Consider the following 22,029-nt stretch of genomic DNA (forward strand, 5'->3'; position numbering starts at 1 on the left):
CTGAGTCCAACCTGAAAGGTGATTCAGATTACAGTCAATCTATGGCGCGGCTCACACGCTGTCAACGGATTCCGGCGTCGGCTGTGCAACGAAATGGCAACGAAACCGACCGCTCCCCCGGCATGGCCGACGGCGCCTCGTGGGCACCCCGGCTCTTTACTCCCGGTGCGGCCCGCGTGAAGATGATCCCGGAACCGCGGCGCGGTCGCAGTGCGGTCCAGGGGAAGGACCGGGAAGGACCGGGGAGGTGCGGCATGAACCGACGGCTGACGGGCGCCACGCTCGGAGCCCTGGCTGATTTCCTGGGGCGCTGGAGCGGCACCACCCGCTGGGAGGCCTCCGCGTGGGGCCCGGCAAGGAGCGCGACGGCGGAGGTGGAGTTCGCCCGCGCGGCGGGCGGACTGGCGGTCACGGTGGCGTTCCGGCACACCGAGGCCGACGGCGGCGTCGCCACCGTCACGGGCGTGTTCACCGAGGATCCACGCCACCCCGGAGCGCTCTTGTACGAGCTGCACGGCGCACGCGCCGGCGTCGTTGGCCTGCCGGCCGCGCTATGGACACTGGCAGGACGCGCACAGGAGGGGCGCGCCCCGGACGCGCCGGCCCGGGCGGCCTGGGACGACGGCGTGCTGACGATCGAGCGGCGCAGCGCCCGGGGCACGGCCCGGCACACGCTGCAGCTGCGCGACGGGGAGCTCATCCACTCCGCCGGCCTGCGGTTGGGAGCCGCCGGGGAGTTCACCCCGTTCATGACGACGGTGTGCCGCCGGGTCACGGCGGCGGCGCCGGTTTAGAGCCCGAAGGTCTCGGTTTCCTCGAAGGGTCCCACCACGGTGACGGTCCGCGGGGCGGCCGCGAGTTCGCGGGCGAGTTCCTGGACCTCGGCGGCGGTGACGGCCTGGATCTGCCGCAGGGTCTCGTCGATGTCCTGGTATTCGCCGGAGACCAGTTCGGCCCGGCCCAGGCGGGACATCCGCGAGCCGGTGTCCTCCAGCGCCAGGACGATCCCGCCGCTGAGCTGGCCCACGGCCTTGCGCAGCTCCTCGTCGGTGATGCCGCCCTCGGCGAGCTTGTCCAGCTCGGCGCCCAGCAGGTCCAGCACCTGGCGGACCTTCGTGGGGGTGCAGCCGGCGTACATGCCGAAGTACCCGGCGTCGGCGTAGGAGGAGGCGAAGGAGTAGGTCGAGTAGACCAGGCCGCGCTTCTCGCGGACCTCCTGGAAAAGGCGCGAGGACATGCCGCCGCCCAGGACTGCGTTGAGGACGCTCATGACGAAGCGGCGGTCATCGGTGGCCACCAGCGACGGGCAGCCCACGATGATGTTGGCCTGTTCCACGGGGCGCTTGACCACGTGCAGCCCGGCGGTGCCGGTAATCACGGCGCGTTCGGTCGCGCGTCGCTGCACCGGGGCGGCGTCGGCCTCCAGGTCCCAGCCCGCGGTTTCCAGGGCGTCCACCACGAGGCGGCAGACGACGTCGTGATCCAGTCCCCCGGCGGCGGTGATGACGAGCTCGTCCGGCCGGTAGTAGCGCCGGTAGTGGTCCCACACCGAGTCGCGGGCGACGGCGCGGATGGCCTCCGGGGTCCCGCCGATGGGGCGGCCCAGCGGGTGGGAGCCGAGGACGGCGGCGACGAAGTGTTCGTGGGCGACGTCGGTGGGATCGTCGCTGTCCATCGCGATTTCCTCGAGGATGACGTCGCGTTCCTGCTCCATCTCCTGCGGGTCCAGGACGGCGCCGGTGATCATGTCGGCGATGACGTCGATCGCCATCGGCAGGTCCGTGTCGAGGACCCGGGCGAAGTAGCAGGTGCTTTCCTTGGCGGTGGCCGCGTTGGATTCGCCGCCCACCTCGTCGAAGGCGGAGGCGATCTCCAGGGCGGTGCGCCGACGGGTGCCCTTGAAGAGGAGGTGTTCAAGGAAGTGGGTGGAGCCGTGCTGGCCTGGGGCCTCGTCCCGGGATCCGACGCCGACCCAGAAACCGATGGTGGCGGAGCGCTGGCCGGGCATCGCCTCGGTCAGCACCCGGACGCCGCCGGGGAGCACCGAACGCCGCACCTCCGAGCCGCCGTCGGCCCCGTGGATCAGGGTGTCGGCGTGCTGGTTCTGCTCGAGCGGCAGCGGGACGAGAGTCATTAAGGCCTTTCAAAAAAACCGTGCTGGAAGGGTGCCAAATCTGCCTGCCATCCTACCCGCGGCGGCGGCAGTTAACGGCAGCGGGGCCGGTGGACGAATCCACCGGCCCCGCTGCCGTTGATCGGGAGGGACTACTCCGCGGACTCCGCGGCGGCGTCGGCGCCCTCTTCCTCTGCCACGACGGGCGAGAGGAGAGCTTGCCGCGGTCATCGATCTTGGTGATTTCCACCTGGATCTTCTGGCCGACGGAGACGACGTCCTCGACGTTGTCCACGCGCTTGCCGCCGGCGATCTTGCGCAGCTCGGAGATGTGCAGCAGACCGTCCTTGCCCGGGGTCAGGGAGACGAACGCGCCGAAGGTGGTGGTCTTGACGACCGTACCCAGGTAGCGCTCACCGATTTCCGGGACCTGCGGGTTGGCGATGGCATTGATCGCGGAGCGGGCGGCGTCGGCGGACGGGCCGTTGGTGGCGCCGATGTAGACGGTGCCGTCGTCCTCGATGGAGATGTCCGCGCCGGTGTCCTCCTGGATCTGGTTGATCATCTTGCCCTTCGGGCCGATGACCTCGCCGATCTTGTCTACCGGGATCTTGACCGCGATGACGCGCGGAGCGAACTCGGAGAGCTCGTCCGGGGTGTCGATTGCGGAGTTCAGGACGTCCAGGATGTGGAGGCGGGCTTCGCGGGCCTGCTTGAGGGCCGCTGCCAGCACGGAGGCCGGGATGCCGTCGAGCTTGGTGTCCAGCTGGATGGCCGTGACGAACTCGGAGGTACCGGCGACCTTGAAGTCCATGTCGCCGAAGGCATCTTCGGCGCCGAGGATGTCGGTCAGGGCGGCGTAGCGGGTCTGGCCGTCAACCTGGTCGGAGACCAGGCCCATGGCGATACCGGCGACGGCGGCCTTCAGGGGCACACCGGCGTTCAGCAGCGACAGGGTGGAGGCGCAGACGGAGCCCATCGACGTCGAACCGTTGGAGCTGAGAGCCTCAGACACCTGGCGGATGGCGTAGGGGAATTCCTCGCGGGACGGCAGCACGGGCACGATGGCGCGCTCTGCCAGGGCACCGTGGCCGATTTCGCGGCGCTTCGGCGAACCGACGCGGCCGGTCTCACCGGTGGAGTACGGCGGGAAGTTGTAGTTGTGCATGTAGCGCTTGCGCGTCACCGGAGACAGCGAGTCGATCTGCTGTTCCATCTTGAGCATGTTCAGCGTGGTGACACCCATGATCTGGGTCTCGCCGCGCTCGAAGATGGCCGAACCGTGGACGCGGGGCAGGACCTCGACCTCGGCGGTGAGCTGGCGGATGTCCGTCAGGCCACGGCCGTCGATGCGGACCTGGTCCTTGAGGATGCGCTGGCGCACGACCTGCTTGGTGACGGAGCGGAAGGCTGCGGAGAGTTCCTTCTCGCGGCCCTCGAACTGGCCGGCCAGGGAGGAGAGAACCTCGTCCTTGAGCGCGTCGGAGGCGGCGTCGCGGTCCTGCTTGTCGGCGATCTGGAAGACCGCGGCAAGCTTCTCGGCGGCGGCGGACTCGACGGCGGCGTAGGTGTCGTCCTCGTAGTCCAGGAAGACCGGGAACTCGACCGTGGGCTTAGCGGCCCGGGCGGCGAGGTCGCCCTGGGCGTCGCAGAGTGCCTTGATGAACGGCTTGGCAGCCTCGAGGCCCTCGGCCACGACCTCTTCGGTCGGGGCGGTGGCGCCCTGTTCCTTGATCAGGTTCCAGGAGTTGTCGGTGGCCTCGGCCTCGACCATCATGATCGCGACGTCGTCACCGGCAACGCGGCCGGCGACGACCATGTTGAAGACCGAGTTCTCCAGCTGGGAGTGCTTCGGGAAGGCAACCCACTGGGAGCCCTGCTCGTCGGCGACGAGGGCAACGCGGACGCCGCCGATCGGGCCGGAGAACGGCAGGCCGGAGAGCTGGGTGGACATCGAGGACGCGTTGATCGCGACGACGTCGTAGAGCTCGTCCGGGTTGATGGAGAGCACGGTGACGACGATCTGGACCTCGTTGCGCAGGCCCTTGATGAAGGCCGGGCGCAGCGGGCGGTCCATCAGGCGGCACGCCAGGATCGCTTCGGTGGACGGGCGGCCTTCGCGGCGGAAGAACGAGCCCGGGATGCGGCCCGCGGCGTACATGCGCTCTTCGACGTCGACGGTCAGCGGGAAGAAGTCGAAGCCTTCACGCGGGTGCTTGCCGGCCGTGGTGGCGGAGAGCAGCGCGGTCTCTTCATCGATGTAGACCATGGCTGCGCCGGCGGCCTGCTTGGCAAGGCGGCCGGTTTCGAAGCGGATGACCCGCTTGCCGAAGCGGCCATTGTCAATGACGGCTTCTGAGAACTGGATTTCGGGACCCTCCATAGAGAGTCACCTCCGTTTCTTGTTTCACGGAGTCCAGCCGCATCAACCCAGCCCAGCATCTGTCGACTGGACTGCACTGCACCCGGTCATCGATCGAGACCCACGGGCCGGGGCTTCGGTTCCTTGAAGCCTTCCCGGAGGTCACTACCGAGGACCGCGAATGCGTGATGCGGTTGATCCTCCTGTTGAGTTTTTTGAAGAAGGCGGCCCCTTCCCGTGGGAATGGGGCCGCCCCTAAAGCTGACTAGCGGCGCAGGCCGAGGCGCTCGATGAGCGCACGGTAGCGGTTGATGTCAGTGTTCTTGAGGTAGGTGAGCATGCGCTTGCGGCGACCAACCATGGCCAGCAGACCGCGCTGGGTGTGGTAGTCGTGCTTGTGCACCTTCATGTGCTCAGTCAGATCCTTGATCCGCTGGGTCAGGACTGCAACCTGGACCTCCGGCGAACCGGTGTCGCCCTCGGACGTTGCGAAATCCTTCATGATGGACTGCTTTACAGCGGCTTCAAGTGCCACAATAACTCCTTGAGATGTGCCGTGAGGCCCGAATCAGTAATTCACTGCCGGGGATGCCGGACGCACTTTTCCACCGGAGCGGTAGCGCGTAGCAGGGCCCAGCAACCACGGACTGCAGCCGGACCCACCGTTTAGTTTACGGGCACGCCGCGGACGTTGTCTAAACCGGCCCCGCCACTGTGTTTTTCAGGCGGCGTCGGCGAGCAGCCCGCGGATGGCCAGCACGCCGCGGTAGAGCTCGGCGAACGAGGTGCTCAGCGGCGAGAGGCCCAGCCGGATGCCGTGCGGGGCGCGGAAGTCCGGGATGACGTCCTGTTTCCAAAGCGTTGCGGTCATTTCCCGGAACGCCGGGTGGTCCACGGTGATGTGGCTGCCGCGCCGCGCAGGGTCCCGGGGGTGGAGAGCTTCACGCCGGAGGGTTCCAGCCAGGCGTCGAAGAGTTCGAGGGCGTAGGCGGTCAACAGCTCGGACTTGCGCCGGATCGCCGGCATTCCGGCCTCCTCGATCAGGTCCAGGGTTCCGCGCATGGCAAGCATGCCGAAGATCGCGGGGGTGCCGCTGAGGAAGCCGCGGATGCCAGGGGCCGCCTCGTAGCCGGGACCCATTTCGAAGGCGTCCTTGCGGCCCATCCAGCCCCAGATGGGCTGCTGCAGGCCTGGCAGGTGCCTGGCGTTGACGTAGGCGAACGCGGGCGAGCCCGGTCCCCCGTTGAGGTATTTGTAGGTGCAGCCGGCGGCGAAGTCCACGTCCGCGGCGTCCAGGGCGATCTCCACCGAGCCCGCGGAGTGGCAGAGGTCCCAGACCACCAGCGCGCCGGCGTCGTGGATGGCGGCCGTGATCCCGGGCAGGTCGGCCAGGTGGCCGGAGCGGTAGGCGATCTGGCTCAGGACCACGACGGCGGTGGCGGGGCCGGTGGCGGCGCGCACCTGTGCCTCGCTGACGCCGGAGGCCTGGTCCGCCTGGATCCAGCGGATCGTCAGGTTTTCCTCGCGGGCGATTCCCTCGACGAGGTACCGGTCCGTGGGGAAGTTCTCGGTGTCCAGCACGATCTCGGTGCGGGCCGGGTCCGTGACGGCGGCGAGGGCGGCCCGGATGAGCTTGTAGAGCACCACCGTGGTGGAGTCGGCGATGATGGTCTGTCCCGACGCGGCACCGAGCGCGGCCCGGCCCAGCTGGTCACCGATGGCCTGCGGAAGGTCCAGCCATTCCTCGTCCCAGCCGCGGATCAGCCGGCCGCCCCAGCCCTGCTCGATGAACGAGGAGATGTCCGCGACCGTGCGCTTGAGCGGCCGGCCCAGGGAGTTGCCGTCCAGGTAGGACAGCTCGGATTCCGCGCCGACGAACTGGTCCCGGTATGAGGCCAGCGGATCGGCGGCGTCGAGGTCGAGGGCGCGCTGCCACAACGGGTCGGCGCCGCTGTGCACCTGCTGGTTCTCGCTCACTGGCCGATCTCCGTTCGTACGGCGAAAAGTTCGGGGAAGAAGGTCAGTTCCAGGGCCTTCTGCAGGAACGCGGCGCCGCTGGAGCCGCCTGTGCCGGACTTCATGCCGATGGTCCGCTGCACCGTTCGCAGGTGGCGGAAGCGCCAGAGCTGGAAGTTGTCCTCCAGGTCCACGAGTTCCTCGCAGGCCTCGTAGGCTCCCCAGTTATCCGCCGCGTTTTCGTAGATGTACTTGAACACCGGCACCAGCTCGGCGGAGAACTCGTGGGCCTGGGTGACGTCCCGGTTCAGCACCGACTCGGGCACGTCGAAGCCCTGGCGCTTGAGGTAGGCGAGGAAATCGTCGTAGATGCTGGGCGCTTCGAGCAGCTCCTGAAGCATCGCGTGTGCCTCAGCGTCCGATTCGAAGACCGGCAGCATCTTTCGGTTCTTGTTTCCCAGCAGGAACTCCACGGCCCGGTACTGGCTGGACTGGAACCCGGAGGAGTTGCCGAGGAATCCGCGGAACTGGGAGTACTCGGTGGGCGTCAGGGTGGCCAGGACGGACCACTGCTCGGTGAGGGTCTTCTGGATGTGCTTGACCCGAGCGATGGCTTTGAGGGCGGAGCCGAGGTCGTCGGTCCGGAGCCACGCGGCGGCGCTGCGCAGTTCGTGCAGCACGAGTTTCAGCCACAGCTCCGTGGTCTGGTGCTGGATGATGAACAGCAGCTCGTCGTGGTGTTCCGGCTGGCTGACCGGCTGCTGCGCGCTGAGCAGCGTGGGCAGCTGCAGGTACGAGGCGTAGCTCATCCGGGTGCTGAAGTCGCGGACGATGTCCTTGTCCAGCTCCCGGGTGTTCTTCTCAAGTGTCACGTCTGGTGCCTTCCCCGCCGGCAGGTTTCAGCCGGCGAACAGGATCTGGTGGGTCTGGACGACGTCCAGCCGCATCTGCTCGATCAGAGCCTCCGGCCCACGGTACGCGACCATGCCGCGCAGGCGGGCCACGAATTCGACGACGACTGTCTGGTCGTACAGATCGAAGTCCTCCACGGCCTCCTGGGGCCGGTCGATGACGTGTGCCTCCACCTGGCGGCTGACGCCGTCGAACGTGGGGTTGGAACCGACGGAGATCGCCGCGGGCCAGCGGGTTCCGGCCTCATCCACCAGCCAGCCGGCGTAGATGCCGTCCGCGGGGATGTAGCCGGTGGCGTCGGCGGCGAGGTTCGCGGTGGGGAAGCCCAGGTCGCGGCCGCGGGCTGCGCCATGCACCACCGTGCCGCGCATCCGGTGCGGGCGGCCGAGGACGGCCGCGGCCGTGGCGACGTCGCCCTCGCGCAGCGCCTCGCGAACCCAGGTGGAGGAGCATCGGCGGTCGCCGGTGCCGTGCTCGGCCGCGCCGTCGTGGGTTCCGGCGTCGTGCGTTCCGGCACTGTGGAGTGGGAAGCCCTCGGCGCCGAACTCGCTGATGACCTGGACCTCGAAGCCGAGCTTGTCCCCCAGGTCCTTCATGGTGTCCAGGTCCCCGGAGTTGCCGCGGCCGAAGCGTGTGTCGTGGCCGATGACGACGTGGCTGGCCTTGAGCGTGTCGACGATGATGGAGGAGACGAATTCTTCGGGCGTGAGGCTGGCCAGTTCCAGCGAGTATTTCATCACCAGGACGGCATCCAGGCCGACTTCGCCGAGCGCGACTAGCTTGTCTTCGAGCCCCATGATCAGCTCGGGCGCGGACTCCGGGCGGTGTACCTGGGCGGGGTGCGGGTCGAAGGTGATCACGACGGCGCGGGCGTGGTTCAGGCGGGCGGTGCGGATGAGCTGGGAGAGCACCTGCTGGTGACCGCGGTGAACGCCGTCAAAGTTGCCGATCGTGACGACGGTCGGGCCGAAGTTCACGGGGACCTCGGACGGATCGTTCCAGATGTGGACCATCTACCTCGCCTTTTTGCTGCCTGCCAGAACACTTTTCCCGGAGGGATAGGGCCGGCTCCGGAACTCTCCTAGGTTACCCGCATTCCTCCGGCGCCCCCGACGCCGGCCGGGTCCCCGCGCCCCTCCCCCGCTATCGGCGCCGTGGTAGCGTCCCCCTAACGCCAACCGAGTGACATGGCGCCGAATTGGGGGACAGATGAAAAACGGAATGACGGGCGCCCTTGCGCTGGTGGCGATCCTCGGAGGGACGCTGAGCGGGTGCGCAACCCAACCGATGGGCGCCGTGCAGCCTGGGCCGGCGCAGGCCGGTTCGGCGGCCGCAGATCCAACGGAAGCCGACCGGCCCTACGGTCCGGTGGGCGGTTACGAGGGCTGGTGGAACTCGACGCCGGCCAGCGGTGACGCCCACGGCTTGCCGGCGGAGACGGTCGCTATCAATACCCGGACCAACCAGGTGGTGGACGCCTTCAACCGACGCATCAACGACGCCGGCCGCCCCACGAAGATCAGCGACGTCGATTACACCGTCACCCCGGACCCGTCATGGCCGAAGGACTCGGTGGTCATCATCGATACTTCCACCCGTCAGGTCATCGCCGACTTCCGGGTCGATGCGGCGGGCGAGCCGATCCGGTAGATCCCGCCGTCGTGGCCACTTTCGGTTTTACGTGGCCGCCGGCACCTGTTCGCCGTCGCTGCTCCCTCCACATTCGGACGCTGCGGCTGCAATATGCGCCTGACAACGCCCGGTCCGCCGTTGTCCGGCGCACTGAGTCGGGAACCCATCCCGTCACCGCCCCTCCCGCCGTCGTCCGCGAAGCGCGGGAGCAATACGCTCCGCTATTCTGCCTGGGGCCGCGTCTCCACCGGAGGGGCGGATGGCAACCCGTTCAACCAGGCCTCCAGTTCCCGCGGCCGCCTGAAGATTAGGATCTCGGCGGACCCGTCGGCGTTGCTGAGGGAGCGCATGACCTGCCGCTTGCGGGTAAAGGACCGGAAGTGCCAGGCGATGATTGAATCCTTGGCGAACAGGCGGCGAAGCGTCTCCCGGTTTCCGTTGCAGACCTCCTCCTTGGCGACGACCCGTCGGATGGACCGGCGAATAAGGCGGAGCAAGGAGAGCCACCGGGGGTAGTCCAGCCCGACGATGAGTTCAGCCCGGGGAACAATCAAATCCCGCCATACGCCGTAAGCGCTGTCCAGTACCCACTCGTCCAGGGCGGCGATCCGTGCGGCTGTCTCGCGTTGCTCGTCGTCGCCGGGTTGCTGCCATCCGGGCAGCCAGCCAATATCGTCATCCGCGGAGTACTCCGGGAGCCCGGTGCGTGCGGAGTAGGCCCGGGCGGCCGACGATTTTCCGCTCCCGGTGACACCGTAGAAGAGCACGCGCGAGGGGCCCGGGGCCGGGGTGGGTGAGTTCATTCGCCCCAGCATGCCACACTGGGCGGATGCCCGAGTTCAGCCTCTCAGCGAGCCGCGATGTCTCCCGGTCGGAGTTGCTCGCCCTCTACGACTCCGTGGGCTGGACCGCCTACACCAACGAACCCGACGTACTGGAACGGGCGGTGCGGAAGTCCTCCTTTGTCGTCACGGCCCGGGCGGACGGCGCCTTGGTGGGCCTGGCCAGGGCTATGTCCGACGACGAGACGATTTGCTACGTCCAGGACATCCTGGTGCACCCTTCTTTCCATCGTTCAGGTGTCGGCCGGCAATTGCTGGCCGGGGTCATGGACCGGTTCGCCCATGTGCGGCAAACCGTCCTTCTGACCGACGACGAACCGGGACAACGGGCCTTCTACGAGTCGCAGGGATTCATCGAGGGCGGCGACTCGAAGCCCCACACCCTGCGAGTGTTCACACTGTTCCGATAGGGGCCCCGCACCCACTCCCCTACCTCCCGAAGTCACTGACTGAAGTAGTGGTTTTGTCGGGGTTTTTGGTGGGGGTCGAGGTGGGGTGGCGGGGTGTACCAGGGAGTCCCGGCCCGGGTTTGGATGGTCCATTGTTCTTTGTGGATCAGGTGATGGTGGTGCGAGCACAACAGGACCCCGTTATCGGTGCTGGTTGCGCCGCCGTGGGACCAGTAGTCGATGTGGTGGGCCTCGCACCACGGGGCTGGGATGGTGCAGCCGGGGAAGGTGCAGCCTTTGTCGCGGGCGGTGATGGCTTTGCGGATGTGGGGCGGGAAGATTCTGCTGGTCCGGCCGATGTCCAGGATCCGGCCCTCGCTGCCGAGGAGGACGGGAATGATGTCCGCGTCGCACGCGATCTTCCGGATGGTCGCGGCGGTGACGGGTCCGGTGAAGGCCAGCGACCCGGTCCCGGCCAGGCCTAGGGTGCCGGCTTCGTTCAGCTGGTCGATTCTGCCGCCGGCGGGGTCTGAGGGTTCATTCCACACGCGTCCTAGGGTCACGCCGTCACTGGTTATTTGATCCCCGATGCCGGAGCCGGTGGTAAGGCGGGTGAAGAGGTCGCGGTAGTCGATGGTGACCATGACCTGCGGGCGGAGGCCGCCCGTGGCGGGGAGCCCGCCAGTGGCGAGGGCCTCCTTGCAGGCGCCGATCAGGCCGTCGAGCAGGCGCTGGGGCCGGGTCCGGAGATCGAGCCGCTCGTCGGAGACTCCTGGTTCGGTGGCGAAGGCCTCCTCCGGTGTGGCTGTGACCACTTCATCCACTTCAATCGTTGACGTTCCGGCCGCGCCTGAGGCCGGTGTCTGGTTTGTTTCCAGGCCGGCGTCGGAACCGGACGTGGTGGTGCGGGGATTGGTGGCGGTGTTCATGACGGTGAGGAGGTGTTCGAACTGGTCGGTGGTCGCGAAGATTTCCAGGTGCTGGAGTCCGTGCCGGGGTCGGCGGATGAATGCGCCCTGTAACTGGCGGAGGAGCTCTTCGGTGGGTTCGGCGCCGTCCTGGTCGAGGCCGTCGACCCAGCGGCGGGCGACGCGGGTGAGGAAGTCCGGGTCGTGAACCGCCGCGACAGTGGTCAGGGCTTCTTCCATCCGGGTCACGGTGGCGGTGTCCGTTAGAACCCGGACCCGGTCGAGTGCCTGGGTGATGATGGTCGCGGACCGGGAAGGGACCTCCCCTTCCGCGAACGCCGAGGCCAGTTCCTCGTGAACGGCTGGAATTCTTTGGCCGGTCAGCCCAACCCTGGGCAGCAGGTCTCCGGCCAGGCATAGTCGCCGGTGGGCTTCCGTGGTGCTGATCCGTAGGCGGTCCCGCAGGAAATCCGTGGTCCGCCGATACCCGTCACCCTCCGGCCCGGGCTTTGAGCGATCCGAAGCATCGGCTGCTTCTGCTGCGGCCTGGGTTCGCGTCCGGTCGACCGCGCCCGCCGCAATAACCTGCAGGAATTCCACTGCTCGGGCAAGCTCCTCCACGTCCCCGGCGAAAGCCGCCGCCTCAGCGAAACCCAGGACCCCGGCGTCGTCGACCGCGGAGGCGCAGACCTCCCGCAGCGAGGCGGCGATATCCCCCAATGCAATACCGCCGCACCCGCCAGCCACCGGTCCGGGGACCGGTAGAAACGAAAGCGCAGCCGTTGCGTTCATCGGTTAATCCTGCCGCCGACCACTGACATTTAAGTTCGCGCCGGTGAACCGAATATGCCCGTCACAGACCGGCCGGTGAACCGGTAATACCGAAACCGCAGCCGTTGCGTTCATGGGTTAACCCTGCCGCCGACCACTGACAATTAACCTCGGGTAGGCCGCCCGCATGCGCCCGTCACCCTCCGGCCAGTGAGCCGGTAGAAACGAATGCGCAGCCAGTGCTTCCATGACCTAATACTCTCGCCGACCTCCGACAATTAGCCGCGCCTCAAGGACCCGCAGAAGAAACCCGGGGGCGTGACTCCCGATGACCTCGCGTGCGCCTCCCCGGGGTCACGCCGTACTGCCCGCGTGGCAGACTAGCGACATGGACAGCTCAGCCGCTCCCCTGCCCGACGCCCCGCAGCCAACCCCCACGCCGGAGGTGCAGGAAAACCCCTACTTCGGGCCGCGCAGGCCTCACGGCCCCCGCGATCCGGGCGACGCCTGGGTGGAGGGCGACAAGGGCCGCTTCTGGGGCCGGTTCGGTTCAGCCGGGCTATTGGTCCACGACGCAGGCAAAGGCATTCTCCTGCAGCACCGTGCCACGTGGAGTGACCAGGGTGGGACCTGGGGCCTGCCCGGAGGTGCCTTGCACCAGGGCGAGGACGCCGTCAACGGGGCCCTCCGCGAAGCAAACGAGGAGGCCGCGGTGCCTCCCGAGTCGGTGGAGGTGCTGTTCACGTCCGTGTTCGACGTCGGCTACTGGACGTACACGACGGTAGCCGCGCGAGTGATCGAACCTTTCGACCCGGCGATCAGCGATCCGGAAAGCCTGGACTTGCAGTGGATTCAACCGGCCAACGTCGATGAGCATGAGCTGCACCCCGGTTTCGCAGCCGCCTGGCCGGAACTGCGCCGACGGCTGGAACAAGCGTCCTAAAACCGGCGAACGACTAGGCGAACGACTGGAAGAGCAGCCTTAGCGCCCGGGAGTCTCGAAGGCGGAGAGGATGCGGCCGAGGTCGTGCTGCAGGTGGGTCCAGTTCTCCAGATCTTCCGGCAACGCCTCGCGCTCGATCTTGTGTGCCGCGTCCAGCGCGGCGGTGCCGGCGTCCGTCAGCGCCACGGAGAATTGGCGGCGGTCGCGTTCGTCGCGAGTGCGGGTGACCAGACCGGAGTCTTCCAGCCGCCCCAGGACACGTCCTAGGGTCTGGCTCTGCACGGCGATGCGCCGTGCCAACTGCTCCTGGTTCAGCGGTCCGGCCGCGAGGCCTTGGAGAGCAATGACGCCGGCGTGGGTGAGCCCCAATGCGGCCAGCGCGTTGTCCTTGCGGCGTTCAACAACCCTGGCTGCCATGGACAGCAACTGGTCGGTCCGCCATTTTCTAGAATCGGGGGCGGCGCTCATGCCAGGCACCCCGGGAGCGGCCGCAAACTGACCTCACCCACCGGCGCTTCGCCTGTGGCTGCGCCCTCAAATTCCCATGTCGCTCCGGGAATGGCGTTCATAGTACCCATGATGCCTCCCTCGCTTCGGTTGACCAGCAGGAAGCGAAACCGTCATTGCCCGCATCCGAGTTCCACAATAAGCATGCTTACTATGAATCGCAAGTTTACTTATTATCGCGGGCTTGCGGCGGGGCGCCAAGCAGGCCGATCGGCGGGAAGGGATCGGGGTGGGGTCGCGGGAAATGACGGACGACGACGGCGGCCGTGGCCGCCCGGCGACGGCACGGGGCCTCGGGGTTCATGAGGTCAGTCAGACTCACCAGCGCGCCTACGCAACGCTCGGGGAGCGGGCGATTTTCAACGACGGGCAGCCGTCGGCATCCAGCCTCAGACCACCTGGAGTCGGGAGCGCCCGGTATCAGCGGCGGGACCGACGTCGGCCGGCACGCTCGAAGCGCCTAAAGTCGTGGCGCACGCTTCCAGGAGCGAAACCGCCGCCGGCCGAACGAGCCCGCTCCGCCTCAGTCGGCGGAAGGAGCCACCCGTGCCGAGGGGCGGCGGCGGTAGAGCCAGATCAGGCCAAGGATGGGCAGCAGCAACGGGATGAACCCGTAGCCCCGGCCAAACAGTGACCAGACCGTCTCGTGCGGGAAGTTCACGGCGTCGAAAAGGCTCAGGGCCCCGACCACGAGCACGCCGACCAGTTCCACCACCACGGCCGTGACGGACACCTTGAACCAGGTGGGCCCGGGCTTCGCGAGGGAGATGGTCGCCACGATATAGACCACGGCGGCGAAGGCGGACAGCAGGTACGCCAGCGGCGCCTCGGAGAACTTCGTGAGGATCTGGTAGCCGGCCCGCGCGGTCGCGGACAGGGCGAAGATCGCGTACACCGCGATCAGCAGCCGCCCCGGGCCGGTGTTGCGGGTGTCCTTCGCGGGCCGGTTGGACCGACCCGCCCCGGCCGAACGGCCAAGCCCACCGAGCCGACCCCCGCGGGCCCCAGATGCCCCAAGGGCCCCGGGGGCGTTGGGCGCGTCCGATGCCCCGCCGTTGTCCGTCGTGCCGGTGCCCCGCTCTGAAGCCGCCATGTTCTTCCCTGCCTCTTTCACGTCAGTACCAGATCTGATTCATCCGGGCGGCCATCACCAGGGCGGTCATGCCCACGGCCGCCAGCACAAAGTTGCTCCATCGCGTGCGTTCGGCGATGGCCCAGTACACGGCTCCCACCGGCAACAGCAGCGCCGTGAACAGGTAGCCCCAGAACTCCCACGGCTCGCCCGCGATGTGCTCGCCCGAGACGACCCGGATGATCGAGCCCACCAGGTAGACCAGCAGGGCCAGCTCCACGGCGGCCACGGAGAGGATCGTGGTGTCGTTCGGGGCCTTCTTCAGGATGCCGGCACCGGCGCAGAGCACGGTGGAGACCAGCCCCACCACCAGGATGATGTAGAAATACGCGTCCACCCTCAGGCACCCGGCTTTCCGGTATCGGGGGCGAAGACCAGCACGGGCTTGGCGTAGTTGCCGGCGTCGGAAAGCAACGCGACGAGGGAACCGTCCGGGGCAAAGGCCGCCGCCGGATTCTCCGCTGTCGCAGCCTCCGGTGAACCGGCCGGCGCACCGGCGGCGATCCGCCGGCCAAAAGAAAGCTCGACGGTCTCCTCGTCGCTGAGTTCGCGGTTGGGCATCAGCGCGCGCGCGGCCTGCGACATTTCCAGCAGGTCCAGCTGCTCGGCGAGCTCCTCCAGGCTGTGGGCCTGGTCGAGGCCGTAGGGTCCCACTTGGGTGCGGCGCAGTGCCGTGAGGTGGCCGCCGACGCCGAGGGCGGAGCCCAGGTCGCGGGCCAGGGCGCGGATGTAGGTGCCGGAGGAGCACTCGACGGTGACGTCCAGGTCCAGAACGGCGCCGTCGGCGCTGCGCCGGAACTCGTGGATCTCGAAGCGGTGGATGGTGACCGGCCGTGCGGCGAGTTTGACCTCTTCGCCGGAGCGGACGCGCGCGTAGGCCCGTTCGCCGTTGACCTTGATGGCGCTGACGCTGCTGGGGACCTGCTGGATCTCCCCGGTGAGGTCGGCGACGCCGGAACGGACGGCGTCTTCGGTGACCCCGGCGGCGCTGGTGCGGCTGACGACCTCGCCCTCGGCGTCGTCCGTGATGGTCGACTCGCCCAGGCGGATGGTGGCGGTGTAGGTCTTGGACGTCCCGACGATGTACGTCAGGAGGCGGGTGGCCTTGTTGACGCCCAGGACCAGGACGCCGGTGGCCATCGGGTCCAGGGTGCCGGCGTGGCCCACCTTTCGGGTACCGGCGATCCGCCGCATCCGCCCAACCACATCGTGGCTGGTCCAACCCTGCGGCTTGTCTACTATCACCAGTCCAGAAAGCACGCCTCCCAGTATATCCGCGGCACACCGGCCTCCCGCCGTCCTGGAGGCACACGCCCGGAGGCGCCATCACAGGACCGGGAAGCCACAGCCGGCGGGCACCGGCCCGCCGCCGGCCCGGCGGCTAGGATGGCAACCATGCCAGAGCTAGCCGCCCATGTCCGCGATGTTCCCGTCAACCAGATCCGTGAGATCACCGAGGCCGCCTGGCACACCCCCGGCGCGATCGTGCTGAGCATCGGTGAGCCGGGCTTCGCGCTCCCCCGCCACGTCCTCGAGGCCGGTATGGCGTGCCTGGACCGGGACGAAACCAACTACACGCCGAACGCCGGGATCCCCGCGCTGCGGGAGGCGTTCGCCGCCCGCTTCCGGGAGCACAACGGCGTCGACGTCGGAGCGGACCGCGTGTACGTCGTCGACGGCGCCCAGCAGGGCCTGCACTTCGCGATGAGCCTGCTGCTCTCCCCCGCCGACGAGATCCTGGTGCCCAACCCCGGCTACCCCACCTTCGCCATGACCTCCAGCCTGCTGCACGCCGTCCCGGTCCGCTACCCGCTGTACCCGGACCACGCCTTCCAGCCGCGGATCGAGGACATCGAGGAGCTGATCACCCCGCGGACCCGCGTGCTGGTGCTCAACTCCCCTCGAACCCGCTGGGTGCCGTGCTCAGCGAGGACCTCACGCGGCGGCTGGTGGAACTGGCCCGGAAGCACGACCTCTGGATCATCTCGGATGAATGTTATGAGGCCTTCACCTACGACGTGCCGCACGTCAGCCCGGCCCGGTTCGACAGCGACGTCCCCGGCGAGGCACGCGTGTTCACGTCGCTGACCCTGTCCAAGACCTACGGGCTGACGGGCCTGCGGATCGGCGCGCTGATCTGCCCTCCCGGCCTGGAGCAGCAGATGAACAACGTCATGGAGGCGATCGTCTCCTGTGTGGCCTCCCCTCGCAGTACGCCGCCCTGGCCGCACTCACTGGCCCGCAGGACTACGTGTCCCACGCCCATGCCCACTACCGGACCAACCGGGACGCCGCCTCCCGGGTCTTGGACGCGAAGGGCATCCCCTTCCTGACCGCCCAGGGGGCTTTCTACCTGTGGGCGGACATGTCTCACGTCAGCGGCGGCAACGTCCGGGCCTGGGTGCGGCGTTTCCTGGCCGAGTCGGGAGTTGCCTTCGCCCCGGGAACCGCGTTCGGTTCGATCGGCGAGGGCTGGATCCGGATCGCCCTCTGCGGCGGCACCGCGGAACTGGTTGAGGGGCTGGAGCGGCTGCCCGGCAGGGACCGGTCCGGGGACGACACGGCCCCGGAGTCCCTACCGCGGGATGCGGCCAGGCAGTAGCCTGACCCGACACGTCCCAGCCGCCGGCGGCGGACAACGACAAGGAAAACGGAGGCGGCCATGTGGTGGCAGGACCTGCTGTGGGGCATTTGGAACGGCCTGACGGCCTGGATCATCCTGATCGCCCACGTCTTCGGGGCGTGGAAGGAATTCCCGTTCTACAACACGGCCCGGGCCGGCAACTGGTACGACTTCGGTTTCCTGCTCGGCATGGGCTCGCCGTTGCTGGGCCGTTTGGGCGCCCGACGGCGACGCTGACGCGTCGCGCCAGCAGTAGCGCCGGCGCCAGTCACAACGCAGTCAGAGGACGATCTCGTTCTCGTCCGGAACCGCGGGTGCGGCCGGTGCGGTGAAGGACAGGGTGACGACGAAGTGCCCCTCGGCGCAGTTCCGTGCGATGATCGCCCCGGCGTCGCCCGCCAGCTTCACCCCGAACTGCAGCTGCAGGTGTTCCGGGGCGAGTTCGCGCATCACCTCCGCGGCGGCACGGGCGGCCGGGCGGACCGCGGCCAGGGCGTCCTCCAGCCGGCGGGCCGCCTCCAGCACCCCGATCTCGTTGCGGGCCGGACGCTCGACGCCGAAGCTGCCCTCGTCGACCTCCACCAGCACGGTCCCGGATCCCACCTCGTAGCGTAGGATCTCGGTCACCGCCGGCTCCCCTGGTTCCGGGCGGCCAGCGCCCCGTCCAGCCAGGACCGCAGCGCGGCCGCCGGGGGCGCACCGGCCTGGCGCGCCACAACCGTGCCGTCGATGATGACCAGCATGGTGGGGATGGCCTGCACGTCGAAGCGGCGGGACAGGGCCGGGGAGGTGTCCACGTCGACCTTGACGAGTTTGACCTGGCCGGCCCGCTCGCGCGCCAGCCGGTCCAGCACCGGGCTCACCATGCGGCAGGGCCCGCACCAGGCGGCCCAGAAGTCCACCAGCGCCGGCACCGATGACTGCTCCGCGATCGCGGCAAAGTCCGCGTCTCCGGCGGTCACGATCCAGGGCAGGTCCTGCCGGCATTTGCCGCAGCGGGGGTGGCCGGCCACGGCGGCGGGGATGCGGTTGGTGGCGCCGCAGTTCGGGCACGTCACCAGCGCCGTGGTCATGGCCTGCCGCCGTCGTTCGGGTGCCCCGGAGTCATGGTTCCATGGGACCCTCCGGGCGCCGGAGCGCCCTAGGGTCCAAAGGCCCCGCGGGCGGCGGCCGGCGCACCCCGGATACGCCTCCGGCCGGACCCGCGAACGGGTCCGGCCGGAGGTCCAGGGCGTGCCGGGACTACTTGTTGCTGTCCTCGTCGATGTCGCCGTCGGCGCGGAGATCGTGGTTCTCCTCGTCGAAGTCGTCCTCGTCAAAGTCCTCGTCGTCGAGTTCGACGTCGTCCGGGATGTCGCTCTTGTACGGGTCGGCGTCGCCGGCGTGCTTGGCGCCGGCTGCGAGGGCCGCCACCTCGGCGTCGCGCTTCTTCGCCTCGCGCAGCAGCTCCTCGAGGTTTGAGGCCACCACGGGGATCTGGTCGGCGACGAACTCCAGGGTCGGGGTCAGCCGGACGGTGATGTTGCGGCCGACTTCCTGGCGGAGCACACCCTTGGCCTTCTCCAGGCCCTTGGCGGCGTCGGCCTGGGCGGTCTCGTCGCCGAACACGGTGTAGTACACCGTGGCGTGCTGCAGGTCATTGGTCACCCGCGCATCGGTCACGGTCACGCCCTCGAGCCGGGGATCCTTCACCCGGCGGCCCAAAGCCTCCGCAACCACAACCTTGATCCGCTGCGCCAACTTGGCAGCCCGTGCGGGATCAGCCATTTCCACTCCTAAAAATTTTGGATGTACGACGGCGCCTACCAGGCGGGGTCGCTCGTTTCAGTTTTCTGCCACGCACCGCGGTGAGTCAACGACGGACGCCGTTGGAATCTTTCCGGCGGCCTGGGAGTGGCATCGGGCCTGCCGAAGCTGGGCGGCAAAGGATCGCAGATCCTTTGCCGCCCAGCGAAGGCGGGGCCGCCGGAAAATTCCGACGGCCCCACCTGAAGCAACACGTTAGACGCGCGGCTTCTCGCGCATCTCGAAGGTCTCGATGATGTCGCCTTCGGTGATGTCGTTGTACGAGCCAAGACCGATACCACACTCGAAGTCCGTGCGGACCTCGGTGGCGTCGTCCTTGAAGCGCTTGAGCGTCTCAACGGTGAGGTTGTCGCCGATGATCTTGCCGTCGCGGCTGATGCGGGCCTTGGCGTTGCGCCGGATGATGCCGGAGCGGACGATCGAGCCTGCAATGTTGCCGAACTTGGACGAACGGAAGACCTCGCGGACCTCGGCCGTGCCCAGCTGGACCTCTTCGTACTCCGGCTTGAGCATGCCCTTGAGGGCTGCCTCGATGTCATCGATGGCTGCGTAGATGACGGAGTAGAAGCGCATGTCCACGCCTTCGCGGTCTGCCAGTTCGGCAACCCGCTCGGCGGGCTTGACGTTGAAGCCGATGATGACGGCAGAGTCGACCGTTGCCAGGTTGACGTCGTTCTGCGTGATCGCACCGACACCGCGGTGGATGACGCGGAGCTGGACACCCTCGCCGACGTCGATCTTGAGCAGCGCGTCTTCGAGGGCTTCCACGGCACCGGACACGTCACCCTTGAGGATGAGGTTGAGGGTGTCGATCTTGCCATCGGCGACGGCCTGGTCGAAGTCTTCCAGGCTGATGCGCTTGCGGCGCTTGGCCAGGGCGGCGTTGCGGTCGGCGGCTTCACGCTTCTCGGCGATCTGGCGGGCGGTGCGCTCGTCAGCGGTCACGAAGAAGGTGTCACCGGCGCGCGGGACGTTGGACAGACCCAGCACCTGGACGGGGCGGGACGGGCCGGCCTCGGTCAGGGCGCTGCCGTCGTCGTCGAACATCGCACGGACGCGGCCGTGGGCCGTGCCTGCCACGATGGTGTCGCCGACGTGCAGGGTGCCGGACTGGACCAGGACGGTGGCAACCGCACCGCGGCCCTTGTCCAGGTTCGCTTCGATCGCGATACCGCGGGCGTCCTTGTTCGGGTTGGCGCGCATGTCCAGGGCGGCGTCTGCGGTGAGCAGGACGGCCTCGAGCAGCTCGTCGATGTTGAGGTTCTGGCGGGCAGAGACCTCCACGAACATGGTGTCGCCACCGTACTCTTCCGGAACCAGGCCGTACTCGGTCAGCTGGCCGCGGACCTTGTCCGGGTTGGCGCCTTCCTTGTCGATCTTGTTCACGGCCACGACGATCGGCACGTTGGCCGCCTGGGCGTGGTTGAGGGCTTCAACGGTCTGCGGCATGACGCCGTCGTCCGCTGCGACCACCAGGATGGCGATATCGGTGACCTTCGCACCACGGGCACGCATGGCGGTGAACGCCTCGTGGCCCGGGGTATCGATGAAGGTGATCTTCCGGTCGGTGCCCTCGTGGTTGTGGGTGACCTGGTAGGCACCGATGTGCTGGGTGATGCCGCCGTGTTCGCCCGCCATGACGTCGGACTTGCGGATGGCATCGAGCAGCCGGGTCTTACCGTGGTCGACGTGGCCCATAACGGTGACAACCGGAGGACGCGCCTCAAGTTCCTCGTCGCCTTCGGCCTCAAGCTCGGCATCGAAGTCGATGTCGAAGCCGGAGAGCAGCTCGCGCTCCTCGTCTTCCGGCGAGACAACCTGCAGCTTGTAGCCCAGTTCCTCGCCCAGCAGGGCGAACGTTTCCTCGTCCAGGGACTGCGTGGCCGTGGCCATTTCGCCCAGGTGGAAGAGGACCGTCACCAGCGCGGCGGGGTTTGCCTCGATCTTGTCGGCGAAGTCCGTGATGGACGAGCCGCGGCGGAGCCGCACAACGGTGTTGCCGTCGCCGCGGGGTACGCTCACGCCACCCAGCGACGGTGCGCTCATCTGCTCAAGTTCCTGGCGCTTGGCGCGCTTGGACTTGCGCTGCTTGCCACGGCCTGCGCCGCCCTTACCGAATGCACCCTGGGTGCCACCGCGACCGCGGCCACCCTTGCCAAAGCCACCGCCGGCCGGGGCGCCTCCGCCTGCGCCGGGACCACCGGTGCCGGGAGCACCCGGACGGCCCGGGCCGCGGCCGCCGCCGCCGGGACGGCCTGCACCGGTGGGTGCGGGACGCTCGGTGCGGTTGGGCATCATGCCCGGGGTCGGACGGTTTCCGCCGGCACCCGGACGGGCGCCGGGGGCACCGGCCGGACGCGGGGCGCCCGGACGGGGACCTGCAGCACCAGCGGGACGCGGTGCACCCGGACGGGGTCCACCGGCACCGGCTGCGGGGCGGGGGCCGCCGGGGCGATCGCCCTGGCTGCCACCCGGACGCGGCATCCCCTGGGACGGAGCGAACGGGTTGTTGCCCGGACGGGCGGTACGTTCGTTGTCGCCGCCACGGCCGCGGGGCATGCCCTGCGAGGTGGCGAACGGGTTGTTGCCCGGGCGGGGACCGCCGGGACGCGGCGCGGAGCCACCCTGGCGGGCCGGGGCGGCGGGGGCTTCAGCCTTGGGGGCCGGGCGTGCGCCGGGCTTGGCAGCGGTGGACGGCGCGGCGGGAGCCTCGGCGGCCGGAGCGGCAGCGGGGGCTGCCGGGGCGGGAGCCGACGGCGCCGGAGCGGCGGCGGGGGCTGCGGGAGCTTCGGCCTTCGGCGCGGCCGGAGCCGGCGCGGGGGCCGGGCGGTTGGCGGCGGGGCTGGCCTTGGGGGCGGACGCGGGCGCTTCGGTCTTGGAAGCGGTGGGCGCGTCGGGGAAGGCGTTGCGGAGTTTCCGCACCACCGGTGCCTCAATGGTGGAAGAGGCGGAGCGAACGAATTCGCCCAGTTCCTGCAGTTTTGTCACTGCATCTTTGGAAGTAATACCGAGCTCTTTGGCGAGCTCATGTACGCGGACCTTGGCCACATTTCTCCTGTCTCGGTCCGCACCGAGCCAGGCACGAACCGTCTACTTCTTACTGCGGGCCTCCGCCGCGGGTGCAGCTGAAAGG

Annotated in this window: 19 protein-coding genes and 3 pseudogenes; 6 read left to right on the forward strand and 16 right to left on the reverse strand. The window is 68.5% G+C overall.

What is annotated here, in order from left to right; genetic code table 11:
- Nucleotides 1-254 precede the first annotated feature (254 nt).
- Nucleotides 255-794, forward strand: coding sequence for a DUF1579 domain-containing protein (locus tag ACRQ5B_RS00375; protein WP_432395860.1), 540 nt, complete (start codon nt 255-257; stop codon nt 792-794).
- Here ACRQ5B_RS00375 and ACRQ5B_RS00380 read toward each other — a convergent pair.
- The 6 genes and pseudogenes from ACRQ5B_RS00380 to ACRQ5B_RS00405 all read right to left on the reverse strand — a co-directional run bounded on the left by ACRQ5B_RS00380 (nt 791) and on the right by ACRQ5B_RS00405 (nt 8,356).
- Nucleotides 791-2,134 carry a M16 family metallopeptidase gene (locus tag ACRQ5B_RS00380; RefSeq protein ID WP_432395863.1) on the reverse strand — a complete coding sequence of 448 codons (1,344 nt, stop codon included), beginning with the start codon at nt 2,132-2,134 and terminating at the stop codon, nt 791-793. The genes ACRQ5B_RS00375 and ACRQ5B_RS00380 overlap by 4 nt on opposite strands.
- Before the next feature lie 131 nt (nt 2,135-2,265).
- Nucleotides 2,266-4,496, reverse strand: a pseudogene (locus ACRQ5B_RS00385) (polyribonucleotide nucleotidyltransferase).
- A 244-nt stretch (nt 4,497-4,740) separates the two neighbouring features.
- Nucleotides 4,741-5,010, reverse strand: coding sequence for a 30S ribosomal protein S15 (gene rpsO, locus ACRQ5B_RS00390; RefSeq protein WP_290258342.1), 270 nt, complete (start codon nt 5,008-5,010; stop codon nt 4,741-4,743).
- Between the two features lie 186 nt (nt 5,011-5,196).
- Nucleotides 5,197-6,452: pseudogene (gene kynU / locus ACRQ5B_RS00395) on the reverse strand (kynureninase).
- Nucleotides 6,449-7,303, reverse strand: coding sequence for a tryptophan 2,3-dioxygenase (kynA, locus tag ACRQ5B_RS00400; protein ID WP_432395867.1), 855 nt, complete (start codon nt 7,301-7,303; stop codon nt 6,449-6,451). Before kynA ends, kynU begins: the two are co-directional and overlap by 4 nt.
- Before the next feature lie 27 nt (nt 7,304-7,330).
- On the reverse strand, nt 7,331-8,356 hold the full coding sequence (locus tag ACRQ5B_RS00405) for a bifunctional riboflavin kinase/FAD synthetase (protein WP_432395870.1): 1,026 nt from the start codon (nt 8,354-8,356) through the stop codon (nt 7,331-7,333).
- Nucleotides 8,357-8,564: 208 nt separating this feature from the next.
- Between ACRQ5B_RS00405 and ACRQ5B_RS00410 the strand changes: the two genes are divergently transcribed.
- A complete protein-coding gene (locus tag ACRQ5B_RS00410; protein ID WP_432395872.1) occupies nt 8,565-8,993 on the forward strand; it encodes a hypothetical protein in 429 nt (142 codons plus the stop codon).
- Nucleotides 8,994-9,196: 203 nt separating this feature from the next.
- Here the strand turns inward: ACRQ5B_RS00410 and ACRQ5B_RS00415 are convergent, their stop codons facing one another.
- Nucleotides 9,197-9,778 carry an adenylate kinase gene (locus ACRQ5B_RS00415; RefSeq protein WP_432395875.1) on the reverse strand — a complete coding sequence of 194 codons (582 nt, stop codon included), beginning with the start codon at nt 9,776-9,778 and terminating at the stop codon, nt 9,197-9,199.
- A 26-nt stretch (nt 9,779-9,804) separates the two neighbouring features.
- On the opposite strand from ACRQ5B_RS00415, the gene ACRQ5B_RS00420 reads away from it, so the two are divergent.
- On the forward strand, nt 9,805-10,227 hold the full coding sequence (locus ACRQ5B_RS00420) for a GNAT family N-acetyltransferase (protein WP_432395878.1): 423 nt from the start codon (nt 9,805-9,807) through the stop codon (nt 10,225-10,227).
- Nucleotides 10,228-10,259: 32 nt separating this feature from the next.
- Here the strand turns inward: ACRQ5B_RS00420 and ACRQ5B_RS00425 are convergent, their stop codons facing one another.
- Nucleotides 10,260-11,906 carry a DUF222 domain-containing protein gene (locus ACRQ5B_RS00425; protein ID WP_432395881.1) on the reverse strand — a complete coding sequence of 549 codons (1,647 nt, stop codon included), beginning with the start codon at nt 11,904-11,906 and terminating at the stop codon, nt 10,260-10,262.
- Nucleotides 11,907-12,273: 367 nt separating this feature from the next.
- Between ACRQ5B_RS00425 and ACRQ5B_RS00430 the strand changes: the two genes are divergently transcribed.
- Nucleotides 12,274-12,828, forward strand: coding sequence for an NUDIX domain-containing protein (locus ACRQ5B_RS00430; RefSeq protein ID WP_432395883.1), 555 nt, complete (start codon nt 12,274-12,276; stop codon nt 12,826-12,828).
- Between the two features lie 39 nt (nt 12,829-12,867).
- Here the strand turns inward: ACRQ5B_RS00430 and ACRQ5B_RS00435 are convergent, their stop codons facing one another.
- The 4 genes from ACRQ5B_RS00435 to truB all read right to left on the reverse strand — a co-directional run bounded on the left by ACRQ5B_RS00435 (nt 12,868) and on the right by truB (nt 15,727).
- Nucleotides 12,868-13,296 carry a MarR family winged helix-turn-helix transcriptional regulator gene (locus ACRQ5B_RS00435; RefSeq protein ID WP_290258351.1) on the reverse strand — a complete coding sequence of 143 codons (429 nt, stop codon included), beginning with the start codon at nt 13,294-13,296 and terminating at the stop codon, nt 12,868-12,870.
- A gap of 562 nt (nt 13,297-13,858) precedes the next feature.
- On the reverse strand, nt 13,859-14,428 hold the full coding sequence (locus ACRQ5B_RS00440; RefSeq protein ID WP_412882584.1) for a hypothetical protein: 570 nt from the start codon (nt 14,426-14,428) through the stop codon (nt 13,859-13,861).
- A 22-nt stretch (nt 14,429-14,450) separates the two neighbouring features.
- On the reverse strand, nt 14,451-14,804 hold the full coding sequence (locus ACRQ5B_RS00445) for a hypothetical protein (protein ID WP_432395885.1): 354 nt from the start codon (nt 14,802-14,804) through the stop codon (nt 14,451-14,453).
- Between the two features lie 2 nt (nt 14,805-14,806).
- Nucleotides 14,807-15,727, reverse strand: a complete 921-nt coding sequence (gene truB, locus ACRQ5B_RS00450; RefSeq protein ID WP_432395887.1) for a tRNA pseudouridine(55) synthase TruB — start codon at nt 15,725-15,727, stop codon at nt 14,807-14,809.
- Nucleotides 15,728-15,862: 135 nt separating this feature from the next.
- Here truB and ACRQ5B_RS00455 point away from each other — a divergent pair.
- Nucleotides 15,863-17,069 (forward strand): annotated as a pseudogene (locus tag ACRQ5B_RS00455) (pyridoxal phosphate-dependent aminotransferase).
- 60 nt (nt 17,070-17,129) lie between these two features.
- Nucleotides 17,130-17,327: a hypothetical protein gene (locus tag ACRQ5B_RS00460; RefSeq protein ID WP_290258355.1), complete on the forward strand. Its 198-nt coding sequence runs from the start codon at nt 17,130-17,132 to the stop codon at nt 17,325-17,327.
- 42 nt (nt 17,328-17,369) lie between these two features.
- On the opposite strand, the gene ACRQ5B_RS00465 is transcribed toward ACRQ5B_RS00460, so the two are convergent.
- The 4 genes from ACRQ5B_RS00465 to infB form a co-directional block, all read right to left on the reverse strand.
- On the reverse strand, nt 17,370-17,717 hold the full coding sequence (locus ACRQ5B_RS00465) for a CU044_2847 family protein (RefSeq protein ID WP_432395890.1): 348 nt from the start codon (nt 17,715-17,717) through the stop codon (nt 17,370-17,372).
- On the reverse strand, nt 17,714-18,163 hold the full coding sequence (gene trxA / locus ACRQ5B_RS00470) for a thioredoxin (protein WP_412882580.1): 450 nt from the start codon (nt 18,161-18,163) through the stop codon (nt 17,714-17,716). Before trxA ends, ACRQ5B_RS00465 begins: the two co-directional genes overlap by 4 nt.
- Nucleotides 18,164-18,332: 169 nt before the next feature.
- Nucleotides 18,333-18,857, reverse strand: a complete 525-nt coding sequence (gene rbfA, locus ACRQ5B_RS00475) for a 30S ribosome-binding factor RbfA (protein WP_290258358.1) — start codon at nt 18,855-18,857, stop codon at nt 18,333-18,335.
- A gap of 234 nt (nt 18,858-19,091) precedes the next feature.
- On the reverse strand, nt 19,092-21,944 hold the full coding sequence (gene infB / locus ACRQ5B_RS00480; RefSeq protein ID WP_432395894.1) for a translation initiation factor IF-2: 2,853 nt from the start codon (nt 21,942-21,944) through the stop codon (nt 19,092-19,094).
- Between the last annotated feature and the right edge of the window lie 85 nt (nt 21,945-22,029).

Source organism: Pseudarthrobacter sp. L19 (assembly GCF_050859435.1).
Lineage (GTDB): Bacteria > Actinomycetota > Actinomycetes > Actinomycetales > Micrococcaceae > Arthrobacter.

Bases quoted from the DNA above. Each gene is read 5' to 3' on its own strand.
- ACRQ5B_RS00375 (WP_432395860.1), top strand. From the start codon at position 255: ATGAACCGACGGCTGACGGGCGCCACGCTCGGAGCCCTGGCTGATTTC.
- ACRQ5B_RS00460 (WP_290258355.1), top strand. From the start codon at position 17,130: ATGTGGTGGCAGGACCTGCTGTGGGGCATTTGGAACGGCCTGACGGCC.
- ACRQ5B_RS00430 (WP_432395883.1), top strand. From the start codon at position 12,274: ATGGACAGCTCAGCCGCTCCCCTGCCCGACGCCCCGCAGCCAACCCCC.
- ACRQ5B_RS00425 (WP_432395881.1), bottom strand. From the start codon at position 11,906: ATGAACGCAACGGCTGCGCTTTCGTTTCTACCGGTCCCCGGACCGGTG.
- ACRQ5B_RS00405 (WP_432395870.1), bottom strand. From the start codon at position 8,356: ATGGTCCACATCTGGAACGATCCGTCCGAGGTCCCCGTGAACTTCGGC.
- ACRQ5B_RS00415 (WP_432395875.1), bottom strand. From the start codon at position 9,778: ATGAACTCACCCACCCCGGCCCCGGGCCCCTCGCGCGTGCTCTTCTAC.
- rbfA (WP_290258358.1), bottom strand. From the start codon at position 18,857: ATGGCTGATCCCGCACGGGCTGCCAAGTTGGCGCAGCGGATCAAGGTT.
- ACRQ5B_RS00435 (WP_290258351.1), bottom strand. From the start codon at position 13,296: ATGAGCGCCGCCCCCGATTCTAGAAAATGGCGGACCGACCAGTTGCTG.
- trxA (WP_412882580.1), bottom strand. From the start codon at position 18,163: ATGACCACGGCGCTGGTGACGTGCCCGAACTGCGGCGCCACCAACCGC.
- ACRQ5B_RS00440 (WP_412882584.1), bottom strand. From the start codon at position 14,428: ATGGCGGCTTCAGAGCGGGGCACCGGCACGACGGACAACGGCGGGGCA.
- ACRQ5B_RS00380 (WP_432395863.1), bottom strand. From the start codon at position 2,134: ATGACTCTCGTCCCGCTGCCGCTCGAGCAGAACCAGCACGCCGACACC.
- ACRQ5B_RS00410 (WP_432395872.1), top strand. From the start codon at position 8,565: ATGACGGGCGCCCTTGCGCTGGTGGCGATCCTCGGAGGGACGCTGAGC.
- ACRQ5B_RS00420 (WP_432395878.1), top strand. From the start codon at position 9,805: ATGCCCGAGTTCAGCCTCTCAGCGAGCCGCGATGTCTCCCGGTCGGAG.